The sequence below is a fragment of the Lysinibacillus sp. LK3 genome (genome assembly GCF_001043675.1).
GTDB lineage: Bacteria > Bacillota > Bacilli > Bacillales_A > Planococcaceae > Lysinibacillus > Lysinibacillus capsici.
The window spans coordinates 135023-154429 of the sequence record NZ_LDUJ01000007.1 but is presented as its reverse complement, the minus strand read 5'-3'; the positions used below and the strand labels follow the sequence as shown (position 1 = coordinate 154429).

19 protein-coding genes are annotated in these 19407 nt (G+C 36.5%); 11 read left to right on the top strand and 8 right to left on the bottom strand.

Annotation, left to right across the window (positions count from 1 at the left end; translation table 11 throughout):
- The first annotated feature begins 116 nt into the window (after positions 1–116).
- Genes VK91_RS05195 through VK91_RS05180 form a run of 4 tightly spaced genes read left to right on the top strand, consistent with a single transcriptional unit; the run spans position 117 to position 3797 of the window.
- Positions 117–1133, top strand: coding sequence for an iron ABC transporter permease (locus VK91_RS05195; protein WP_048391383.1), 1017 nt, complete (start codon positions 117–119; stop codon positions 1131–1133).
- Complete coding sequence (locus tag VK91_RS05190; protein WP_048391381.1) at positions 1126–2166, top strand: iron ABC transporter permease; 1041 nt, start codon at positions 1126–1128, stop codon at positions 2164–2166. Before VK91_RS05195 ends, VK91_RS05190 begins: the two co-directional genes overlap by 8 nt.
- A gap of 6 nt (positions 2167–2172) precedes the next feature.
- Positions 2173–3039, top strand: a complete 867-nt coding sequence (locus VK91_RS05185) for an ABC transporter ATP-binding protein (protein ID WP_231595585.1) — start codon at positions 2173–2175, stop codon at positions 3037–3039.
- Complete coding sequence (locus tag VK91_RS05180) at positions 3036–3797, top strand: IucA/IucC family C-terminal-domain containing protein (protein ID WP_048391377.1); 762 nt, start codon at positions 3036–3038, stop codon at positions 3795–3797. Before VK91_RS05185 ends, VK91_RS05180 begins: the two co-directional genes overlap by 4 nt.
- 63 nt (positions 3798–3860) lie before the next feature.
- Here the strand turns inward: VK91_RS05180 and VK91_RS05175 are convergent, their stop codons facing one another.
- Positions 3861–4433 (bottom strand): TetR/AcrR family transcriptional regulator, encoded by a 573-nt coding sequence (locus tag VK91_RS05175; RefSeq protein WP_048391376.1) that lies wholly within the window; start codon positions 4431–4433, stop codon positions 3861–3863.
- A 165-nt stretch (positions 4434–4598) separates the two neighbouring features.
- Here VK91_RS05175 and VK91_RS05170 point away from each other — a divergent pair, with 165 nt between their 5' ends.
- The 3 genes from VK91_RS05170 (at position 4599) to VK91_RS05160 (ending at position 7597) form a co-directional block, all read left to right on the top strand.
- Entirely contained in the window at positions 4599–5522 is a 924-nt protein-coding gene (locus tag VK91_RS05170; protein WP_048391375.1) for a DsbA family protein, read from the top strand.
- Positions 5523–5536: 14 nt separating this feature from the next.
- Complete coding sequence (locus VK91_RS05165) at positions 5537–5857, top strand: monooxygenase (RefSeq protein WP_048391374.1); 321 nt, start codon at positions 5537–5539, stop codon at positions 5855–5857.
- 384 nt (positions 5858–6241) lie between these two features.
- A complete protein-coding gene (locus VK91_RS05160; RefSeq protein WP_048391372.1) occupies positions 6242–7597 on the top strand; it encodes a YjiH family protein in 1356 nt (451 codons plus the stop codon).
- A 15-nt stretch (positions 7598–7612) separates the two neighbouring features.
- Here the strand turns inward: VK91_RS05160 and VK91_RS05155 are convergent, their stop codons facing one another.
- Genes VK91_RS05155 through VK91_RS05140 form a run of 4 tightly spaced genes read right to left on the bottom strand, consistent with a single transcriptional unit; the run spans position 7613 to position 10287 of the window.
- Positions 7613–8344, bottom strand: a complete 732-nt coding sequence (locus VK91_RS05155) for a CPBP family intramembrane glutamic endopeptidase (RefSeq protein ID WP_048391371.1) — start codon at positions 8342–8344, stop codon at positions 7613–7615.
- 24 nt (positions 8345–8368) lie between these two features.
- Positions 8369–9064: a hypothetical protein gene (locus VK91_RS05150; protein WP_048391370.1), complete on the bottom strand. Its 696-nt coding sequence runs from the start codon at positions 9062–9064 to the stop codon at positions 8369–8371.
- The gene (locus tag VK91_RS05145) at positions 9061–9924 is read right to left on the bottom strand and encodes an ABC transporter ATP-binding protein (RefSeq protein WP_048391368.1); all 864 of its coding nucleotides are present in this window, start codon (positions 9922–9924) and stop codon (positions 9061–9063) included. The genes VK91_RS05150 and VK91_RS05145 overlap by 4 nt, the downstream gene beginning before the upstream one ends.
- Positions 9925–10287, bottom strand: a complete 363-nt coding sequence (locus VK91_RS05140) for a GntR family transcriptional regulator (RefSeq protein ID WP_048391366.1) — start codon at positions 10285–10287, stop codon at positions 9925–9927. It abuts the gene before it with no gap.
- Between the two features lie 324 nt (positions 10288–10611).
- Here VK91_RS05140 and VK91_RS05135 point away from each other — a divergent pair, with 324 nt between their 5' ends.
- Together VK91_RS05135 and VK91_RS05130 are read left to right on the top strand one after the other, a co-directional pair.
- Positions 10612–10863 carry a phage holin gene (locus VK91_RS05135; RefSeq protein ID WP_048391360.1) on the top strand — a complete coding sequence of 84 codons (252 nt, stop codon included), beginning with the start codon at positions 10612–10614 and terminating at the stop codon, positions 10861–10863.
- Positions 10864–10944: 81 nt separating this feature from the next.
- On the top strand, positions 10945–13032 hold the full coding sequence (locus VK91_RS05130) for a DUF2339 domain-containing protein (protein WP_048391355.1): 2088 nt from the start codon (positions 10945–10947) through the stop codon (positions 13030–13032).
- Between the two features lie 213 nt (positions 13033–13245).
- Here VK91_RS05130 and VK91_RS05125 read toward each other — a convergent pair whose 3' ends face one another.
- The 3 genes from VK91_RS05125 to VK91_RS05115 are packed head-to-tail and all read right to left on the bottom strand — an operon-like array spanning position 13246 to position 15804.
- Positions 13246–14883 (bottom strand): hypothetical protein, encoded by a 1638-nt coding sequence (locus VK91_RS05125; RefSeq protein WP_048391352.1) that lies wholly within the window; start codon positions 14881–14883, stop codon positions 13246–13248.
- The gene (locus VK91_RS05120; protein ID WP_048391350.1) at positions 14883–15332 is read right to left on the bottom strand and encodes a type II secretion system protein J; all 450 of its coding nucleotides are present in this window, start codon (positions 15330–15332) and stop codon (positions 14883–14885) included. Before VK91_RS05120 ends, VK91_RS05125 begins: the two co-directional genes overlap by 1 nt.
- Before the next feature lies 1 nt (position 15333).
- The gene (locus VK91_RS05115; RefSeq protein ID WP_231595582.1) at positions 15334–15804 is read right to left on the bottom strand and encodes a prepilin-type N-terminal cleavage/methylation domain-containing protein; all 471 of its coding nucleotides are present in this window, start codon (positions 15802–15804) and stop codon (positions 15334–15336) included.
- 580 nt (positions 15805–16384) lie between these two features.
- On the opposite strand from VK91_RS05115, the gene VK91_RS05110 reads away from it, so the two are divergent.
- Both VK91_RS05110 and VK91_RS05105 read left to right on the top strand, forming a co-directional pair.
- Positions 16385–17716 carry a G5 domain-containing protein gene (locus VK91_RS05110; RefSeq protein WP_048391348.1) on the top strand — a complete coding sequence of 444 codons (1332 nt, stop codon included), beginning with the start codon at positions 16385–16387 and terminating at the stop codon, positions 17714–17716.
- Between the two features lie 17 nt (positions 17717–17733).
- A complete protein-coding gene (locus tag VK91_RS05105; protein ID WP_369700606.1) occupies positions 17734–19404 on the top strand; it encodes a GspE/PulE family protein in 1671 nt (556 codons plus the stop codon).
- The last annotated feature ends 3 nt before the right edge of the window (positions 19405–19407 follow it).

The following is a 19407-nucleotide window of genomic DNA, read 5'->3' as shown; positions in this document are numbered from 1 at the left end:
AGGATGGGCTGTTAAAAGTGTTAGAGAATACTTGAATAACAGCCCTCTCATTGTAGTGTTTGAGCATAATTGAAACCTACATAAGCTAAATCGTGGATCAAGAAAGTTGGCAAAACATGAGAATTATTCTTTCCAGTACACCGATGAAACAAATAGGTTTATTCATCAGCTGTTTGATTCTTTTGCTGGCATTTATATTCAGCATAGCTATTGGTCAAACGTCCATACCTTTTTCGTCAATCTATGATGCTATTTTTCATTTTGATGCTGCTGACAAGGAGCATGTCATTATTCGAACATCTAGATTTACAAGAGCTGTGATCGCTACAGTAGTTGGCGCAAGCCTTGCCATTGCGGGCGCATTAATGCGAGCATTAACAAGAAATCCTTTAGCAGCTCCTGATATTTTAGGTATTAATGCAGGGGCCATATTTTTTATTGTCAGTGCTATTACTCTTTTTTCCGTTCAATCTTTAATGAGCTATATGTGGATTGCCTTTTTAGGGGCAGGTGCAGCGGGGGCGATGGTTTTTTTCCTAGGCTCATTAGGAAGAGATGGGTTAACACCGATAAAAATAGTATTAGCTGGTGCAGCGATTACAGCTCTTTTTGTCTCGTTTACGCAGGGGCTTTTAGTCATCGATGAACAAGGTTTACAAAGTGTCCTGTTTTGGTTAGCAGGTTCTGTATCGGGGCGTAGTATTGAAATGCTCGTGCCTGTCCTACCGTTTATTTTAGGAGTGACAGTTGTGGCAATATTTATGGGGCGTTCAATCAATATTTTACAATCAGGAGATGATATTGCCAAAGGATTAGGACAACGAACAATGCTCACGAAAATCACACTAGGCATAATTATTATCATACTGGCAGGCAGTTCAGTAGCTGTTGCAGGTTCAATAGGGTTTATTGGCTTGATTGTCCCTCATATGGCGATCCAACTTGTTGGCACAGATTATCGCTGGATTATTCCCTACAGTGCCGTATTAGGAGCAATATTGCTACTGTTGGCTGATATTGCGGCAAGATATGTGATTATGCCATTGGAAATGCCGATTGGTGTCATGACTGCCTTAATCGGAGCTCCTTTCTTCATTTATATTGCACGAAAGGGGTTAGCAAAAAATGCCTAATTATGTGTCGGTTCGAACGAAAACTAATCGTATATCTTTTCAAATTGCTAAAAGAACGGCTTGGATTCAACTACTTTTAAGCTTATTATTAGTCCTCATTACGGTTCTTGGTTTATCTGCGGGGAGCGAGTTTATCCATCCTGTCACAGTGGTGAAAGAATTATTAGGCTATGGCAATGGAGATTACGATTTTGTCTTACATACATTAAGGCTCCCGCGTGTGTTGATGGCCTTATTAGTTGGTGCTGCGCTGGGAGTTGCCGGTTTAATTTTACAAGGAATTATCCGTAATCCTCTTGCTGCGCCTGATATTATTGGTGTAACGAGCGGAGCATCGATGGGTGCAATTATTTTTATCGTGTACTTTATGGGATCAGTCAGCATTCAATTTTTACCGTTAGCTGCTATATTAGGAGCCGGTATTGTCTCCTTCGTCATTTATCTACTATCATGGAGAAAAGGAGTCACACCAATTCGAATGGTACTAATTGGAATTGGCATCTCAGCTTTAGCAAAGGCGGTTGTGACGATGCTGCTTGTAATCAGTAATGTAGCCGCTACAACGAAAGCCTATTTATGGCTGACAGGTAGTTTGTATGGGGCCAATATGCAGGATGTCTATTTGCTATTACCGTGGCTAGTCATTTTAGTGCCACTAACATTTATTTTAGCAAGAACGGTGAATGTGAAGGAATTAGGCGATGAAATAGCGATAGGGCTAGGAGTAAAAGTACAAGTGTATCGTTTACTTTTTCTACTCATTAGTGTCATGCTAGCTGGTTCTGCAGTAGCTTTTGCTGGTGGCATTGCCTTTGTTGGATTAGTGGCTCCTCATATGAGTAGAATGCTTGTTGGGCGTTCCTTTGCAGGATTAATTCCTGTGACAGCTATTATAGGTGGAATCATTGTCATTGTGGCTGATATGGTGGCACGCACAGCCTTTTTACCAAAGGACTTACCTACAGGAGTCTTTACTGCTGCAATTGGCGCACCATTCTTTATTTATTTATTATTTAGAACGCGCAATAAATAAAGCTTCATGATAAAAAAGTTAAAAGCGGGAGAAGAAGGTGACAGGAATTTGAAACATGTCTTAGAAGCACAAAATTTACATGTAAGCTATGGAGAAAATCTTATTTTAGAGGATTTGAATCTTCAAATACCAAAAGGAAAAATTACAGTACTAGTTGGGGCTAACGGTTGTGGAAAATCTACACTACTTCGGACATTTGCACGATTACAAAAAGCGAAGTCGGGTGAAATTTTTTTAGATGAGAATAAACTAGATGCCATTTCAACGAAAGAGGTAGCGAAACGTTTAGCTATTCTACCGCAGGGCCCTGTTGCACCAGAAGGATTAACTGTTCAGCAATTGATTAAGCAAGGTCGTTATCCACACCAAAGTTGGTTAAAGCAATGGTCTACGGAGGATGAAAAAATTGTAAACAATGCGCTTGCAGTAACGCAGATGACTGAATTTGCCGATCGTCCAGTAGATGCATTATCAGGTGGTCAGCGGCAACGTGTATGGATTGCTATGACATTAGCGCAAAAAACAGATCTTATTTTACTAGATGAACCTACAACTTATTTAGATATGGCACACCAAGTAGAAATTTTAGATTTACTATTTGATTTAAATGACAAGGAAGGGCGTACCGTCGTTATGGTATTACACGATTTAAACTTAGCCTGTCGCTATGCCCATCATATTGTGGCGGTACGTAATAAACAGGTTTATGCCCAAGGCAAGCCAGAGGAAGTGGTGACAGCAGAGATGGTCCAGGCTGTTTTTCGTATGGATTGTACCATTATTAAAGATCCGCTCTTTGGTACACCTTTATGTGTGCCACATGGCAAGGGGCGAACAGTTCAAACAGTGGAATTAGAGGTAGGGATCTGTTGAGCCTATCACTGTCAGCTGAAGAAACATCCGTGTTACTAAGAGAGTATCGATTGTCGATAGAGCCTGCAGTAGATGCTACATACTCTTTATATGCCAAAAATTTATTGGACAATGAACAAGCTCTAGATTATTTGCAAAAAATTGCCCATTTCTTTCAATCGCCTTCTATCCTAGTTACGGCATCGTTGTTTGCGAAGCGCTATAGCGTCTTAACGATAGCTTCAGCCTTCTATGCTATGTCCAGATACGATAAAGGACTACATTGCAGAATTGAAAATATGTGGGTAGAAGCGGAATATTCAAAACCTTGGCTTCCTACTATTCGGCTAATCGATCGCACAGTGTCAATACCTACTGAAGACCGTGAAAAATGGCGTGATGAGGTTCTTAGAGAAATCTTTGCGAATAATTTAGCGAAGGTTTGGCAGTCATTAGCGAAAATAAGTAAAATTCCAAAAACAATCTTATGGGAAAACACAGCTATTTATGTGAATTGGCTCTATGAAACGAAAATAGGGGAAGGAGCCAGTGAGCAAGAAAAGGCTCGTATACAAGAGGATTATCACTATATTGTAAACCTAGCACCAGGCTCCATTTTTGGAGAGAGAAAAAATCCTTTGACGGACTATTGTGGTCCTAAAGTGACAATTATGGAATCGGAGCAACCTGTACGCTTGAGAAAAACATGTTGTTTCTATTATCATACCTCTGATGAAGCAAATGATTATTGTATCTCCTGTCCAAAAATAAAAAGATAATCATAACAACAAAATCTCTAAACCACCAAAAGTGAGTAAACACTTATAGCATTTCATAGGTGTTTATTCACTTTTATTTTTGCCATCAATACCTGCCATTAAATAAGGAATTGCAGGTTTGATAAATTCTTCGGGCTGTATCTCCTGATTGCTAGTTCTCCATTCTATAGAAGCGCCATAGATTCCCCAGCTTAATATTACAGCAGTCATTTTTAACGCTTCGTTCTCTGTCGCTGCATTTTGTTTCAATAACATTTTGTAAAAGATAATTTCAAGCTGCTCTCTAATAATGCGAGCAATTGTCTCTTCATAGCCTCTATGACAACGATTAGACAATGACTTTTGAAAATTAGTTATCGCTTTAAAGAGAATAATGAAAGCTCCTTCATTAAGTTCGTTATGTTGTAGAAAGTCATCATTCAAATTAATTAATAATACTTCTGATAGGACCTTCTCTAACAAATCATATATATCTTCAAAGTGATAATAAAAAGTCGCACGATTAATCATAGCCTCTGTCGTAATATCCTTAACCGTTATATCCTTGAACTCTTTTTTACTAGAAAGTGTAATGAAAGAATCCATGATTAATTTACGAGTCCGTATAACACGAAGATCTGTCTTAGATGAGGTCATTACTTACACTCCTTTTTAAACAATTTCTTCAAAGTGTTGTATAAACAACAATTCAAATAGATTATTGGTTTATTGATGATTTTATTATGAATAAAATACAACTGTAAGGCAAATAAGAGAGTTATATATTTATATTTAATGAAAGTAAGAAAAGGGGATAGTCAATTGAAGAATCATCCAATGGTTTGTGATTTAGAGACAGGTGTATGTGGAGTAGCTGGCGAGGAGGAATTAGGGATAATTGATTTTAATCAACCAAAGAAATCCATTGAAGTATACTATGTAACTGATCCAATATGTTCTCATTGTTGGGCACTCGAACCCGTTCTTCGACGTTTTATCGAGCAGTACGGACACTATTTTAACTTTCATACGATTATGGGAGGATTACTAGAAAAATGGGGTGATGGTCCAGTAGACCCTGCTAATGGAATATCTGGACCTGCCGACGTTGTAGGACACTGGAGAGAAGTTGGAGAATATTATCGCATGCCAATAGATGGAACAGTGATGATGAACAATCCAGTGCAATCATCCTATCCACCATCTCGTGTTTTTAAAGTGATTCAAAAAAATCAGCATGATGCTATAGCATTTGAATATTTGCGCAGAGCAAGAGAAGCGCTATTCGTATTTAATCAAAATATTGCAGATACATCCGTTATGATTGACATTGTAAATAAACTGGGGCTTGATGGAGTGGCTATTGTAAACGAATCAGAACAAACAAGCGGGCAACAGTTATTAAATGAAGATTTTGACCTTGCAAGAAATCTAGGCGTAAGAGGATTTCCAACTATTATTATGATGAATGAAGATAATAAAGGGTTGAAAATTGTTGGTGGGCGTCCATTTGTAAATTATGTGGAAGGACTCAAACAGGTTCTCAATTTTGAAGAGCTGCAACCAAAACAACTGCCATCTCTTTTAAGCTTGCTTGAAAAAGAAAAGCTTCTATTTTCGAAAGAAATTGAAGTCATGTATGATTTGGAAAAGTCAGAGGTTATATCTTATGTGAAAAAAGAGCTTTCATCAGATCAATATGAAATGAAGGAAATACTTGGTGAGTGTTATATTACTACTAAATAATGAGGAGAATGGCAATGACATACGTATTACAAGTAGATTTTAAATTGGATGGACCATTTGGTGATGAGATGGCAGAAGCGTTTTCTGACTTAGCAAAAAGTATTTATGAAGAGGAAGGACTTTTGTGGAAAATTTGGACAGAGAGCCCTGAAACAAACGAAGCGGGCGGCATCTATCTATTTGAATCGAAACGCACAGCTGAACAATATATAGCAATGCATTCAAAAAGGCTAGCTGAATTTGGAATCACTACTATTAACGCAAAAATCTTTGCTATCAATTCAAAACTGACTGAAGTTACGAAAGGTCCAATAAAACAATTAAAAAATCATTGATGCATCATAGAATTACTAGCTAATTCAAAGGAGTCTAATTTCTAATTAAGAAGTTAGGCTTTTATTTTATGAATGTATAAATATTCTGAATATTGTGAGGTTGAACCAATTGCGTTGTAGCGTTTACAATAGTTTTATATCACGTTTATGTTATAAAAACATGAATAATTTGAGTGTTTTTCTGTTTAATGCTCAATACTTCAAAGCTTTTAAAATCGTTCTATAGCAGAAGGAGGGATGAGATGTTGAATGAAAACAACATATTTTGCTTATATAGTTGTACAACAATTGATAAAAAAATGTTTCTTATAAACACTATTTTAATTGTTGTTATGCAAAATACATAAATTATTGAGATTAAAAGAGATGAGGTTTTATAAAAAAATGAAAAAGTATTCTGTTGCTACATATTTTTACTTCATTATTCCGTCTTTAATTGGTATCTTTCTATTTATGACCCCCATTTTAACGGAAGAGGGCTGGAAAGTACCCATTGCCATATTAGCCAATATTTTAGCGGGGATTGTGGCCCCGATCATTAGCTATTTTACAATTGGAATGTTTGCCATCTCTGCAATTGGTGCACTGATAGCGAAATTTATCCCTCGTAAAAATGCTAAAGAACCTAGTATGTTGGATACATTGTTTTATGTTAATTGGTTTTGGACAATTACTCGTATTATCGGTTTAGCCTTTGCTTCAATGGTGGTCTTCAATTTTGGACCTTCTGCCATCAATAATGAAAATACGGGTGGACTTCTCATGGATCCAAATGAGGGACTTGTGACGTTTTTATTTACCATTTTTTTGTTTGCGGGTTTCCTTTTACCATTTTTAACAAACTTCGGTTTACTTGAATTTTTCGGGACAATGATGGTGAAAATTATGCGGCCACTGTTTAAAAGTCCAGGGCGTTCTTCAATCGATGCTCTTACGTCATGGGTAGGTGATGGCACAATAGGTGTGTTAATGACCAGTAAACAATATGAGATGGGGAACTACACAAAAAAAGAAGCTGCGATTATTGCCACAAGTTTCTCAGTAGTGTCCATCACATTCTGTATCGTTGTATTGGATACTGTACATTTGGCACGCTATTTTATTCCTTATTATTTGACAGTAGTACTTTGTGGAATTGTATTAGCCATTATTATGCCTCGAATCTATCCACTTGCGAAAAAGGAGGATACGTATATAGATGGGACACCAGTGGATTATTCACGTGAGAAATTACCAGAGGGCTATAATTCTGTTTCACATGGTTTAGAAAATGCACTTGCTGTTGCACATGCAAATCGTGATCCTCGACAATTTTTCAAAGATGGCTCTAGAAATGTAATTGATTTATGGGTGGGTGTGGCCCCTATTGTTATGGCTTTTGGGACAATTGCCTTAATGCTTGCTGAATTTACAAGTATTTTTGCGATTTTAGGAAAACCGTTCGAGCCAATTTTAACTGTCCTTGGCTTGCCTGAAGCGGCTGAAGCAGCGCAAACAATGGTCGTAGGCTTTGCCGATATGTTTCTACCCTCTATTTTAGGTGCAGGGATTGAATCGGATGTTACTAGATTTGTTATCGCTGTTGTTTCTGTGTCACAGCTGATCTATATGTCTGAGGTAGGTGGACTTATTTTAGGTACAAAAATTCCATTGAAGTTTTTGGATTTAGTCGTCTTATTTATACTACGTACGCTTATTTCTCTTCCAATTGCAGCATTGGTTGGTCATCTACTCTTCTAAATAAAATGCCAAGTCTTAAATGGACTTGGCATTTTTCATAAACAGATTGTGATCGATTTTCTTTAGACGTCTCCATAACGTAAGCATGTAGATAAAGAGTACAAAAATGATAAGATAGGCACTTAACATGGAGCCTTCCGTATTTCCCATAATGTTGAAGAAATTATTCAGTCCATGGAAAATAATTGTTACGATAATTGATTGACCTTCCAATACAAGTAAAGCTAGAACAAGGCCAACTAAAAGAGCATAGATGATTTGAAGAATCGTATCTTCTAGAGATTGGCCACCTAGTAATTGTAACGCATGTGTGACGCCAAACAATATACTAGAAATCCAGACAGCAGAAAAAGCCCCTTTTGCTAATAGCATGCGTAGCATAATGCCTCTAAATACAGACTCCTCAATAAACGCTACTATGAAAATTTGCATGATAAACATGACAATTAAATCACTAATAGATGTCATATTCAATCCTTTTGTGCTTACTAAGATGATGCCTAAAATAAGAAGAAGTGGTAAGGTGATGAAGAAATGATTCTTTTTAATAGGATAAAAGAAATATACTCTCCATTTCTTTTTCGCCGCTATATACATGAAGAGCCCTAATGCAAATGGGATTAACAGCGCAAACTGTAGAAAAGGGCTTAAAGGTTGTTTGATAGAAACAAAGGCACCATTTAAAACATAGAAAAATATGAGTAGAGACTCTAAACCAATTATTTTTATCAACATTTTTGGGTTCATGTTATTATCTTCCTCCTATTCTATTTATACAGGATTTACAGAAACCTTTCGCATACTAGCTGAAATAACTAGATAGAGGAAAATACTAAAAACAAACATGCTCCCTAAAATCGCTAATATAGATGAATTGGCTAATAGTTTATACAACGGAGAATACCATTCAAAGATCACCATTAATATAGGTATTAATGCAAGGAAACCAATTAAGCTATAGCCTCCTAGTATGCCTAAACGATAAAAAACAACGTTAAGGAGAAGGCCAGAACTTAGACAAAATAAAAGCAAGACCGTATCCAATACTACTGTTTGGAAAAATGAATGGGTAATATCAAAAAATAAGATAGGGTGGATGATAATAATATCTTTGATATTGAATAGGGTAGAAACATAAGAAATGATTTGATGAGCACACGCAATAATCAAGGCACCGACCAGACTCCAGCTGAAAAAAAATAGCCCGACATACAACATATATTGCTGACGACTTAATCCTAGCTTTAAAAAATAGGGTAAGGTTTTATTGAGAAGTTTTGTTGCCATCATACTGTAAAAAATATAAACAGGAATTGAAATAGTCATAGCAAATGATACATATTGACCAAAAAATGCATCTAAGAAAAATGACAAAAGCACGATAGAAAATAAAATGCTCCAAAAAATAATATTTTGCTTCTTATAGCTTTGAAATAAGATATAAAAACTGCCTTTCATCGTGTTCATCGCCCCGGCCTCACTTTCTGTTTACTTAAATAGACGAGCATATCTTGAAGAGAGACAGATTCAAGCGTAATGTTCTGATCTTCAATGGATTGACCATTTGCGAAGACAATAGCTGTCATCTCTTGCATAAATGTATGTTGATAGATTACTTGTAAATCCCCAATTGCTCTCTCAACATCTGAGGCATTGCCTTTTACAGCCACAATATGCTCTCGCCATTCATCAGTGGTCTTTTGGAGCAAAAGTTCGCCCTCATGTAGAATGAAAATTTCCTCAAATAGCTCGCTTGCCTCATCGATTAAATGTGTAGATAGAATAAATAATCGCGGATTTTCTGTTTGCTGCTCAATTAACAAATCATAAAACATATTACGCGCTGCTACATCTAAACCGATATAAGGTTCATCAAATATAGTTATAGCTGTACAACTCGCAAAGCCTGTAATAATTCCAAGTGCAGAGACCATCCCTTTTGAAAGATTACGCACTTTATCTTTTGGATTCAGGGCAAATACTTGTAGCAGTTCTTGAGCTAGCTCTTCATCCCATTTTGGATAAAAGAAGTGATTGGCCTTTAATGTTTGGGCAATGGTCATTTCTTCTTGAAAGTTGCCACTTTCAGCGACAAAGCAAATATCACGTAATGTGGAAGGGGCATTGAAGACATTTTCTCCGTTAACTAAAATTTCTCCGCTTGTTGTAGAGATGAGGCCTGATAATAAATTTAAAAAAGTTGTTTTACCAGCTCCATTGTGACCTAAAAGGCCAATAATCTTTGGTCCCTCCATGGTGAAAGAGATATTTTTCAAAGCTGCTTTATGTTTATAGGATTTCGTGACATTGCTCACATTAATTTTCATTCATGATCCCCCTAGTATCAATTTTTGTAACTCTTCATCTGAAATGCCTAGACGTCTTGCTTCCTTTTTCAATGGTTCAATATGTTGCTGGAAAAAGCTTTCTTTACGCTCAGTAATTAAAATATTTTTGGCGTCTGCATGTACAAACATACCGACACCTCTCTTTTTATAAATGACGCCCTTATCCACTAATTCATTCACGCCTTTCCCAGCAGTTGCAGGATTAATCTGGTATTCTTTTGCAAACTCATTTGTAGATGGAATGCGATCTTCAGGCTGTAGCTGTCCATCTAGAATGGCATCTTCTATTCTTTCACGTATTTGTTGGAAAATGGGCTTTTCGTTATTTAAAGAATGAATCACAATCCACCTCACTTGTTAGTTGGTTAATTACTTGTGTAACTAACCATATAACTTATGGCATCCATTGTCAATGATTTGGTAAAAAAATGTACAAAAATTTTTACATGAAAAAAACCTTCTCATTCTTGAGAGGGCTCTAAGTAAACTAAATATATGAACATGTTATTCATGAAAAAAATTCCTTCACTTTCTATATTTGAAAATAGATTGCATCACAAAATATTATCAAAAAATCCTAGTAACTTGGCAAGAGTTCCATTTTTGCATATGTGTCACATAACCACTATGCATATACTGTGGCAAGAGGGGGGGAGGTGAGCTTTTATGAGAATTAATTGGAAGGTTCGTCTTCAACATATTCCATTTCTACTAGGGCTATTTTCATTGTTGCTCTTACTCGCACAACAAGTGGCTGCAATTTTTGGCTATGATTTTACAGGTGTGATGAGTGAGCAAATATCATCTATTTTAAATACAGTCTTATCCATTTTTGTGTTAATGGGGGTCATTGTCGATCCAACCACACGTGGCACTAGTGATAGTGAACGTGCCTTAATGTATCGGAGACCGAGATAAAATGAACAAAAAGTGTAATTTTACAATAAGGATAAATATGTTATAATGTTAGAAAATTGATAAAGTGGGGAGGATGATTGAATGTCCCTTGAATTGGAGCGCAGAATTGCGAAGCTCGAGGAGGAAATGGCAGATTTACGTCAGGAGTTGTCAATATTAAAAGGTTCGCAAAGCACTGAAAAAAATAATACTCTGGATGCCAGACAGTCGATGATCAAGCAATCAGAACCAATTAAACCAAAACCAGTACTGGAGTCGAAGCCTATCCCGACTAAAGTAGCGGAAAAAGAAGTGCAACCACAGCCATCGATGGAGGAACGTGTTATGTGGGCACTTCCAAAAGTATTCATGGTTATTTTAGTAATGGGCGTACTTTGGGGTCTAAAACTTGTCAGTGACTATGGCTATTTATCGGATGGCGTGAAAATCATCCTTGCCTATGTACTATCGTTGGGATTGGCAGTTATTGCCTATGTACTAGAGCGTAGGAAAGTAGGCTCATCGGCTATAACGATTTCTTTATATGGTGGGGCATTTATTGTCGGTATTTTAACAACCGCAGCAAGTGCCATATTATATGAAATCATTGGTCTTATTCCAGCACTAGGCATTACGCTGCTTTATATTGGCTATGGTATTGCTATTAGCTATTTGAAGAAAAATGAAGCACTAACTGTTTTTGTTGCCTTTACATCATTATTACTACCTTACTTACTAGAATATATGGATTTTAGTGCTGTCATTATTTTATTATTTGTGGTCGTATTGTTTGCTGCATTGCAATTAGTTATTTACCAGCACAAGCAAAAACTAGCCCTTTATATCGCCACATTCTTTTCAGTGCTAGCAGTGAGTGTTGTAGCATTTATGAATAGTGATCAACAAGTAGTTTTTGCACTTGGCTTACTTGTAATTCTAGCAATCTTTTATGCAATATGGTGTTTACTGTATAACGCACAATCCAAATGGAAGCCACTTCACATTGGACTCCAATTTTCTTTAGGCTCATTTAGTTTATTACTGCTGAATTTAATCATTCGTTCTCTTGAAAATGGAGAAATGCTACTCCTCATTTTTATGGCTTTATTTGGCGCTGTAGCGTTTTATAGCTATCGTCAAAAATGGCAGGAGGTACTGGATAGTGCTGTGACACTTGTGTTTATCACCTTCTGTAATATGATACTTCTATTGAATATTCCGAATAAAGTGGATGATTTATTGTATCCTTTGATTGCATTTGCAGGCGTGATGATGAGCTTACGAATACGTGCAAGTATGATGAAGGTCGTTACTTCACTTTCCCTTGTGATGACATTTACACTAAACTTTGTTTTCCATGAACCAAGTCCATTTTTCAGCATCGATCATTTAAGCTTATTTATGCCAATCATCTATTTCATCATTATTTATTTATATGCAAGACGTCCAAAAGAGACACTCTCACCTTTTGAAAAGGTCATGAAGGATTTGTATGTAATCGATATTTTAGCAGTGGTCACAGCTGGCTATTTCTTAGCCTATATTAGCAAGCTAGATGCCGTATACTTTACAGCCGCAAATGGCATTCCATATATGGTGTGTATCGTACTAGCTGTCTTATTTACTGGTTCTTTATTTGTAGAGGAAACTTACAAAGGACGTGCATTAACGCCAGTACTTGGTGCATTTTTCCTACTAGTCTCCTTGATGATCAGCACTAGAGTGTCAATGTTGGAAAGCTTAAACACTATCACTAGATTAATTTATTTAGCAGTGATTGTAGCGATTGTCGCTGATGTGCTTGTAAAAGGAATTATTTATCGATTGTACGAGGACCGTCTGGGGAAATATGTGGACGCCATTGTAAGTACGGGGATTGTGCTCACGATGATTTCGATATGGGGACTGATCCATCAGTTTACATTTAACAACGCACTTGATTGGAAGCTAAGTATCGCTCTTACAACTATTACATTATTCTTAACTGCTAGTGTATCACTATGGATTAGTTCCACACATCATTTAAAAACATTGCGCACAACAGGCTTTATTATTTTAGTTATCGCATTTATTAAGCTAATTTTCTTTGACTTATCTGCCCTTGATTTACTGATTAGAGCTGTTCTATTTATTACCATTGGTGGTATTGGAATGCTATTGTCGGGTAGGTTGTTGAGGAAAAATGAATGAAGTTAGTGTGTATAGATATTAGTAAATAGTAATACTAAAAATGTCAAAGCGTTATTTAAAAAGCGCTTTGACATTTTTTGCTATAAGTTCCCTATCTAAGACACTTAATGATTATCGTACAAGCAATTACTAATGAAAGAATAGTTTCCCTTATGAAATTAAGTAAGACGAAAAACAGCCATATAAGAAAATTCTCATGGCTGTTTTGTCGCATTAATTTTCAATCATACTTGTTTCCTCAGTCCAGAAAAGATTATCTTTTACATTTGGAGTAGGGTAATCTGATGTTTCTGTTTCAGGTACAACACCTGGAGGTAGAGGGGTAGCAGGTCCTCCATAAGTGATACTAGTACCTCCGCTTGAAGATATATTATTCGCAACTACAATACCTGTAATATTTCCCCCTCCTTTCAAATTAATAGTGGCATTCGGTGCAATTATATATTGCCCATTAGTTTGCATGCCTCCGCTAATTTCTATGCTTCTACCTCCTGAAATAATATTTCCGTAGATAGCAGCTCCTGATGTTAAAACCATGTTTGAGCTTTTATTTATAATAGATCCAGCGATTTTTGAGTTAGCATTAAGATTTATTGTAGATGATCCTTGATGATAAATATTTAATTGAGATGGATTCCCATTTTGGTTGAAGGGGCCAATGAAATTACTTATATTTTTTGCATATATATTTAGCTTCCCGTTCCCTTTAATAAAAATTTTCCCGTTTTTAATATTTAAATTATCTATATAAATATCAATCTCTTTATCTCCTACATCAATTGTGAAATCATTACCTGTATCCACAGTGAAATTTCTAAACTTAATACTTGAAGATCCTGTAGAAAGGTTTAACGTATATTTTGGGTCTCTCCATGTATGGGGAGCGTTATAGTTTCCTTGATTGTCAATAACATCATACGGGTTCCATTGATCTCCTATTGTTTGTTTAGATGCATAAGATATATTGTTTGCAGCTAAAAACTTATCATCTGGAAAAAATGTTGGGGGTAGATAACTTTTCGGATCGATATTCAACTTCGGAACGGTAGTATACAAAAGCCAGTGATCCGCAATTATATTATTTGGATTTTCTAAGCTTATATCTCCATTAACTTTTGCTCCACCTTTAAGTGTAAAAGTACCATTTTGCAAACTTACATTTCCTGTAACAGAACCACCCTCTGTAATGGAGATATTTCCTGAAACAATTGAAGCATAGCCATCAGGGAAGCTACCAGGTGGTTGTTCATTATTATTTTCACCAGTGCCATCACCACTATCACCGTCCTCCGAAAACGGAAGACGAGGTTCAATTTCGATTTCTTGCGTTACTTCTCGTTCTTTGGAGCCTTCAATGCTGCCCTTTGATACAATATTAATTCGATAAAGCAATGGCGTCCCATCTGCTGGTAATTCAGTATCTAATGTAATAGATGCCACTTTTCCTGACGAAATGGCATGTGATTCTAGTATAGAAGGGGCATTTTTAAAAGCTTTAAATTCACTATTTAAAATTCTTCTGTATTCCGCCTCCGCCTCCGCCTTTTTTAAACGAGGAAGCTGAGGTCGAGTGCTTTTTCTTCTTGTATTTTCACTATCAATCCATTTCGTAATTTGCTGATAGGACCTACTTTGAATTTCTGATAATTCTTTTTTTACTTCTAATTTCGCTAAACTCATCCCCGCCTCAGCAATATAAAAGACAGCCTGATCTTTTCTCTCATAGTCTACTTGTTTTAGACTGTTAGAAGAGACACTGAGTAAAGAAATACCAAGGATTGAAATAATCACAACTAAAAATAATGCAAGGGCAAGTGCTGAACCTCGTTGATTTTTAATTTGTTTACTCATTATTTTCCTCTCCTTTGAGTAATATCTGTTGCTGCTGTTTGACCATCTTCACTTATAATTTCAATAGCGCCTCCACTGATCGTAAATGATGATATTTTATATGCAATGACTTCATCCTTGCTATTTGAATTTCGAATAATTTGATTATTTTCTAATCTATAAGTTGATACAACTTCCTCACCTAACAATAATGTGTGTAATTCTTTCGGAGGGTCTGTTGTATCATCAGATTCTGTTATAAGGTTATCACTTTTTCGAAAATCCTTCGTAATTACTTTTAAGGCAAAAGATAAATCCTTAATATCACGATTATGTGTACTTTGCTCGAGTTGTTGCTTTGTAGCAGATGTTACAATACTAATACTCAGCATGGATACGACGGCAAGAATAACAACGACTGTGAGCACTTCAAATAATGTAAGACCTTTGCTATTTAAGAGCCATTTCATCTTATTTTGCCCCCCCAAGTATATACACATTTTCCATTGTAGCTTTACTATTTGTACTATTTTCAATAACTTCTAGATGTACATAAATCGCATTTTTATAAGCGGTATCTGCAGGAAATGTTTCTAATATTAAATGGTAGGTAAAACGATCTTCTTTGTGTGGTAGATATTTATACACTTGGTTAGTGGGTAAAGAAGATGAGGACGTTTTAGCATTCTCTTCATCTAATTCATAGCCACCTGCTAAATCTTCATAAGTAACAGCTCCACCAGATGCATTATAAATCTCCTCCATCTTTACTTGAGCGGCATAAGTAGCATCCATAATATCATTTGACTTGTGCGTTGTCTTATTTGATTGAACGAGCAAGCCAAAAAATGAAATTAACACAATGCCTATTATTAAAAGGGCGGCAACAACTTCAATCAAAGTCATGCCTTGATTATTTTTAAGATATTTTATCAAAATCAATTCCCTCCCCTCCCTATATTACTATTGATCTATCAATAGTTTGGTCTATGTTGAGTAACCGAAAATATATTGTATGTCGATATTTAGCTCTATTTTGTTTTATTGATTTATTTTACAGTGTCTTTGTCCACTCCTATGATCATGTGGACCTCACGGAGCAACGCTTTATCAATAGATTGACCACTAACAAAGCTTTCATCATTTGGTGTTCATAATCATAAATTTCATATAGAGTGTGTAAAACCTCCTAAATATCATAATTGTTTTTAATGCTAAAGATATAGTTAACTTTAATTTATTATAAAATAAAAATTTCTTAATATGTATGAAAGTTCAAAAAGATAATGAATTAAAATAGTTAATTAAGGCTATTATAACAAATTCTAAATATGTATCGAAAGAAATTTAAGGTTATGCATAGTTCTTTGTGACTAATTGTTGAATTATTTTTGAATTTTCATGTGAAATATCTAGTCAAAATCGGAATAAAGTTGCATTTTAGTAGTGCCAGAATACCATAGTTGTAGTATCATTTGTATATAAATAGAAAAACCACTAAGTTAAATAAAGGATGATGTGGATGAAAACATACATAAAAATAATTAGCTTGTTTTTGGTAATTGTTCTAATTGTGGGATTTTTTGTTCCATCATTTGTGCTAAATGACACAGTTTTTGCTAAAGAAGGTCCTAAATCTTCAACCATTGGGGGTATTGAGATCCATGATGTGAAAACAGTAGATTTAGCAACTACGCTACAAAATGCAATTTCAGAATGGCAAGGTGCCGAAATGGAAATTGTTAGTGATGGTATAGCCAAAACCATTGACTCGAAACAATTTGTTTTTGATCCATCAGCAGCTATTGCTCAGTACGAAATGCTGACAAAAAAGCCTTGGTATGCTTTTTGGCAAAAAGAAAAAGTAGTTCATATTCCCATTCCTGTTACCGTCAATGAAGCTATTACGCAGCAAATAGATGAAGCAGGTGTTTGGGATACAGATAAAACACTCCAGAAACTAATCTTACAAGCCAGCTATTTGAAGGAGCATAAGGTCGAAGCCGTTATCAATGAAGGTTCCATGCAAACCGGGGAAAGGATTGCCTTTCAGATTGCCGAGCTACCAGCAAATAGTCAAGGAGTAGCAAAAATCATTCAGTTATTAAATGATGTAAATCTAGTTCCAAATCAATCCATCTCGTTGCTTACACTTTTAGGTGAACAGGCTGAGGTTGTCAATGATGCAGGTTTAGATTTTGTGGCATCAATGCTATATAGTGTAATTCTTCAAACGGATTACGAAATTTTAGAAAGACACTCTCAGGAAATAAATCCAAGCTATTTGCAACAGGGAATTGAGGCAGATATCAATGCAGCATTAGCAAAAGACTTACAATTTATTAATCGGTCTGAGCAGCTCGGTAAACTGAAAGCATCTATAGAGGGTAATCAATTAAAGATAGAAGTTTTTGCAGCCGCGAAAGACAAGGACATCACAGTACGTGTTAGTAAGGATAAAATTGTAAAGCCACGCATTATTTATCGCTATTCGAAGGAGTTAAAGGCTGGACAAGAAAGAGTGGAGCAAGAGGGGAAAGAGGGTTCAAGAGTGGAAGTATATCGTTCCATTGTAGAGAACGGAGCAACAGAAGAACAATTCATTAGTAGAGATTATTATGCACCTCAAAATCGAATTGTTACGCGTTCTTCGCAGGAGCCTGTTATTATCACAACGCCTACTCAGAACGTAGGGGCGGGTGCATCAGATCCTGATTTAGAAGTGGATTTAGATGGTAATGGTTTGCCTGATGTGAAACCTTCAAAATCAGAGGAAACAAAGCAAGAAGATGGACCAGAAATTGTCTATGGCTACTATGATAAGGGTGGTAATTTTGTACAAACAAGTCCATAACGATTGGAGGTATGTTTATGGCAATGAAGCCAGGGCGTAAACGTTTAGGGGATTTACTGGTGGAATCAGGTGTTATCACAGCTGACCAGCTTGAGTACGCATTAACTACTAAGATGAAAAATGAGAAGCTTGGAGATTTCCTTATCAAAGAAAATTTCTTAACAGAGCAGCAGCTTATTGAAGTCTTAGAATTCCAGCTTGGTATCCCTCATATCAGTCTGAATCAGTTTTCAATTAGTCCCGAATTATTACAGCTAATTCCAGCGGAGCTGGCAAAGCGGACAAATATTATGCCGATTCGCAAAGAGAAAAATAAATTGTTTATTGCAATGGAAGACCCGATGGATTATTTCGCCATTGAGGAAGTTCGTATGACGACAGGCTGTCAAATCGAGACAAGTATTGCGGCAAAAGATGATTTATATCGGACGATAACAAAATACTATGATTTACAGGAATCAATGGATGCGGCAATGTTGGATTTGGCTGCCACAAGTACGGAAACACAAGAGGAAATAGAGAATGAGGATTCACCTATTGTTCGTTTAGTGAATCAAATTATTGCGAATGGTGTCGCACAGCGCGCTAGTGATATCCATTTTGATCCGCAAGAAACAGAGCTTCGTGTCCGCTATCGGGTAGATGGTGTGCTACGTACTGAGCGATCCTTGCCAAAGCACATGCAAAACGTCGTATTGGCGCGTATTAAAATTATGGGGAATTTAAATATTACAGAAAATCGTATTCCGCAGGATGGACGTATTAAAACCAATGTTAATTTTAGACCTGTCGATATCCGTTTAGCTACACTACCAACAGTTTATGGTGAAAAGGTAGTTATGCGTATTTTAGATTTAACTAATTCAGCCAATGATATTGATAAATTAGGCTTTAGTGCAAGTAATGAAGCACTTTTCAGGAAAATGATAGCCCATCCAAACGGTATGATGCTGATTACTGGACCAACAGGCTCAGGTAAGTCCTCTACGTTATATGCGGCCCTTTCTCATTTAAATGAAGAAGGCGTCAACATAATTACGGTTGAGGACCCAGTGGAATATCAGTTAGATGGTATCAATCAGATTCAAGTAAAAGAGGAAGTCGGCTTAACATTTGCGGTAGGGTTACGCTCAATTTTACGACAGGACCCCGACATTGTAATGGTAGGGGAAATTCGTGATCTTGAAACAGCTCAAATTGCTATCCGTGCTTCACTAACAGGCCATTTAGTATTAAGTACACTGCATACTAACAGTGCCATCGAATCTATCTCACGGCTCCATGACATGGGGATCGAGCCATTTTTATTATCCTCTTCCCTTGTAGGAATCATGGCGCAACGTCTTGTACGAAAAGTTTGTCGTGATTGTGCTGAACCATATATATTCACTTCTCGTGAACTAGAAATACTTGAGGAGAATGGGGTGGAAGGCAAAACACATGGTAAAAAAGGGCGTGGATGTCCTGCCTGCAATCAAACAGGCTACAGAGGACGTATGGCGATTCATGAAATCCTCCCTGTTGATCGCCAAATAAAGGATATGATTTTAAATCGTGTTGGTGATCGCGTCCTCCGTGATTATATGAAAGAAAAAGGCTACCATACCCTATTAGTGGATGGATTACAAAAGGTTGTAGCAGGCCAAACAACCACTTCAGAAATATTACGTGTTGCAAGTGCAGACTAGGGG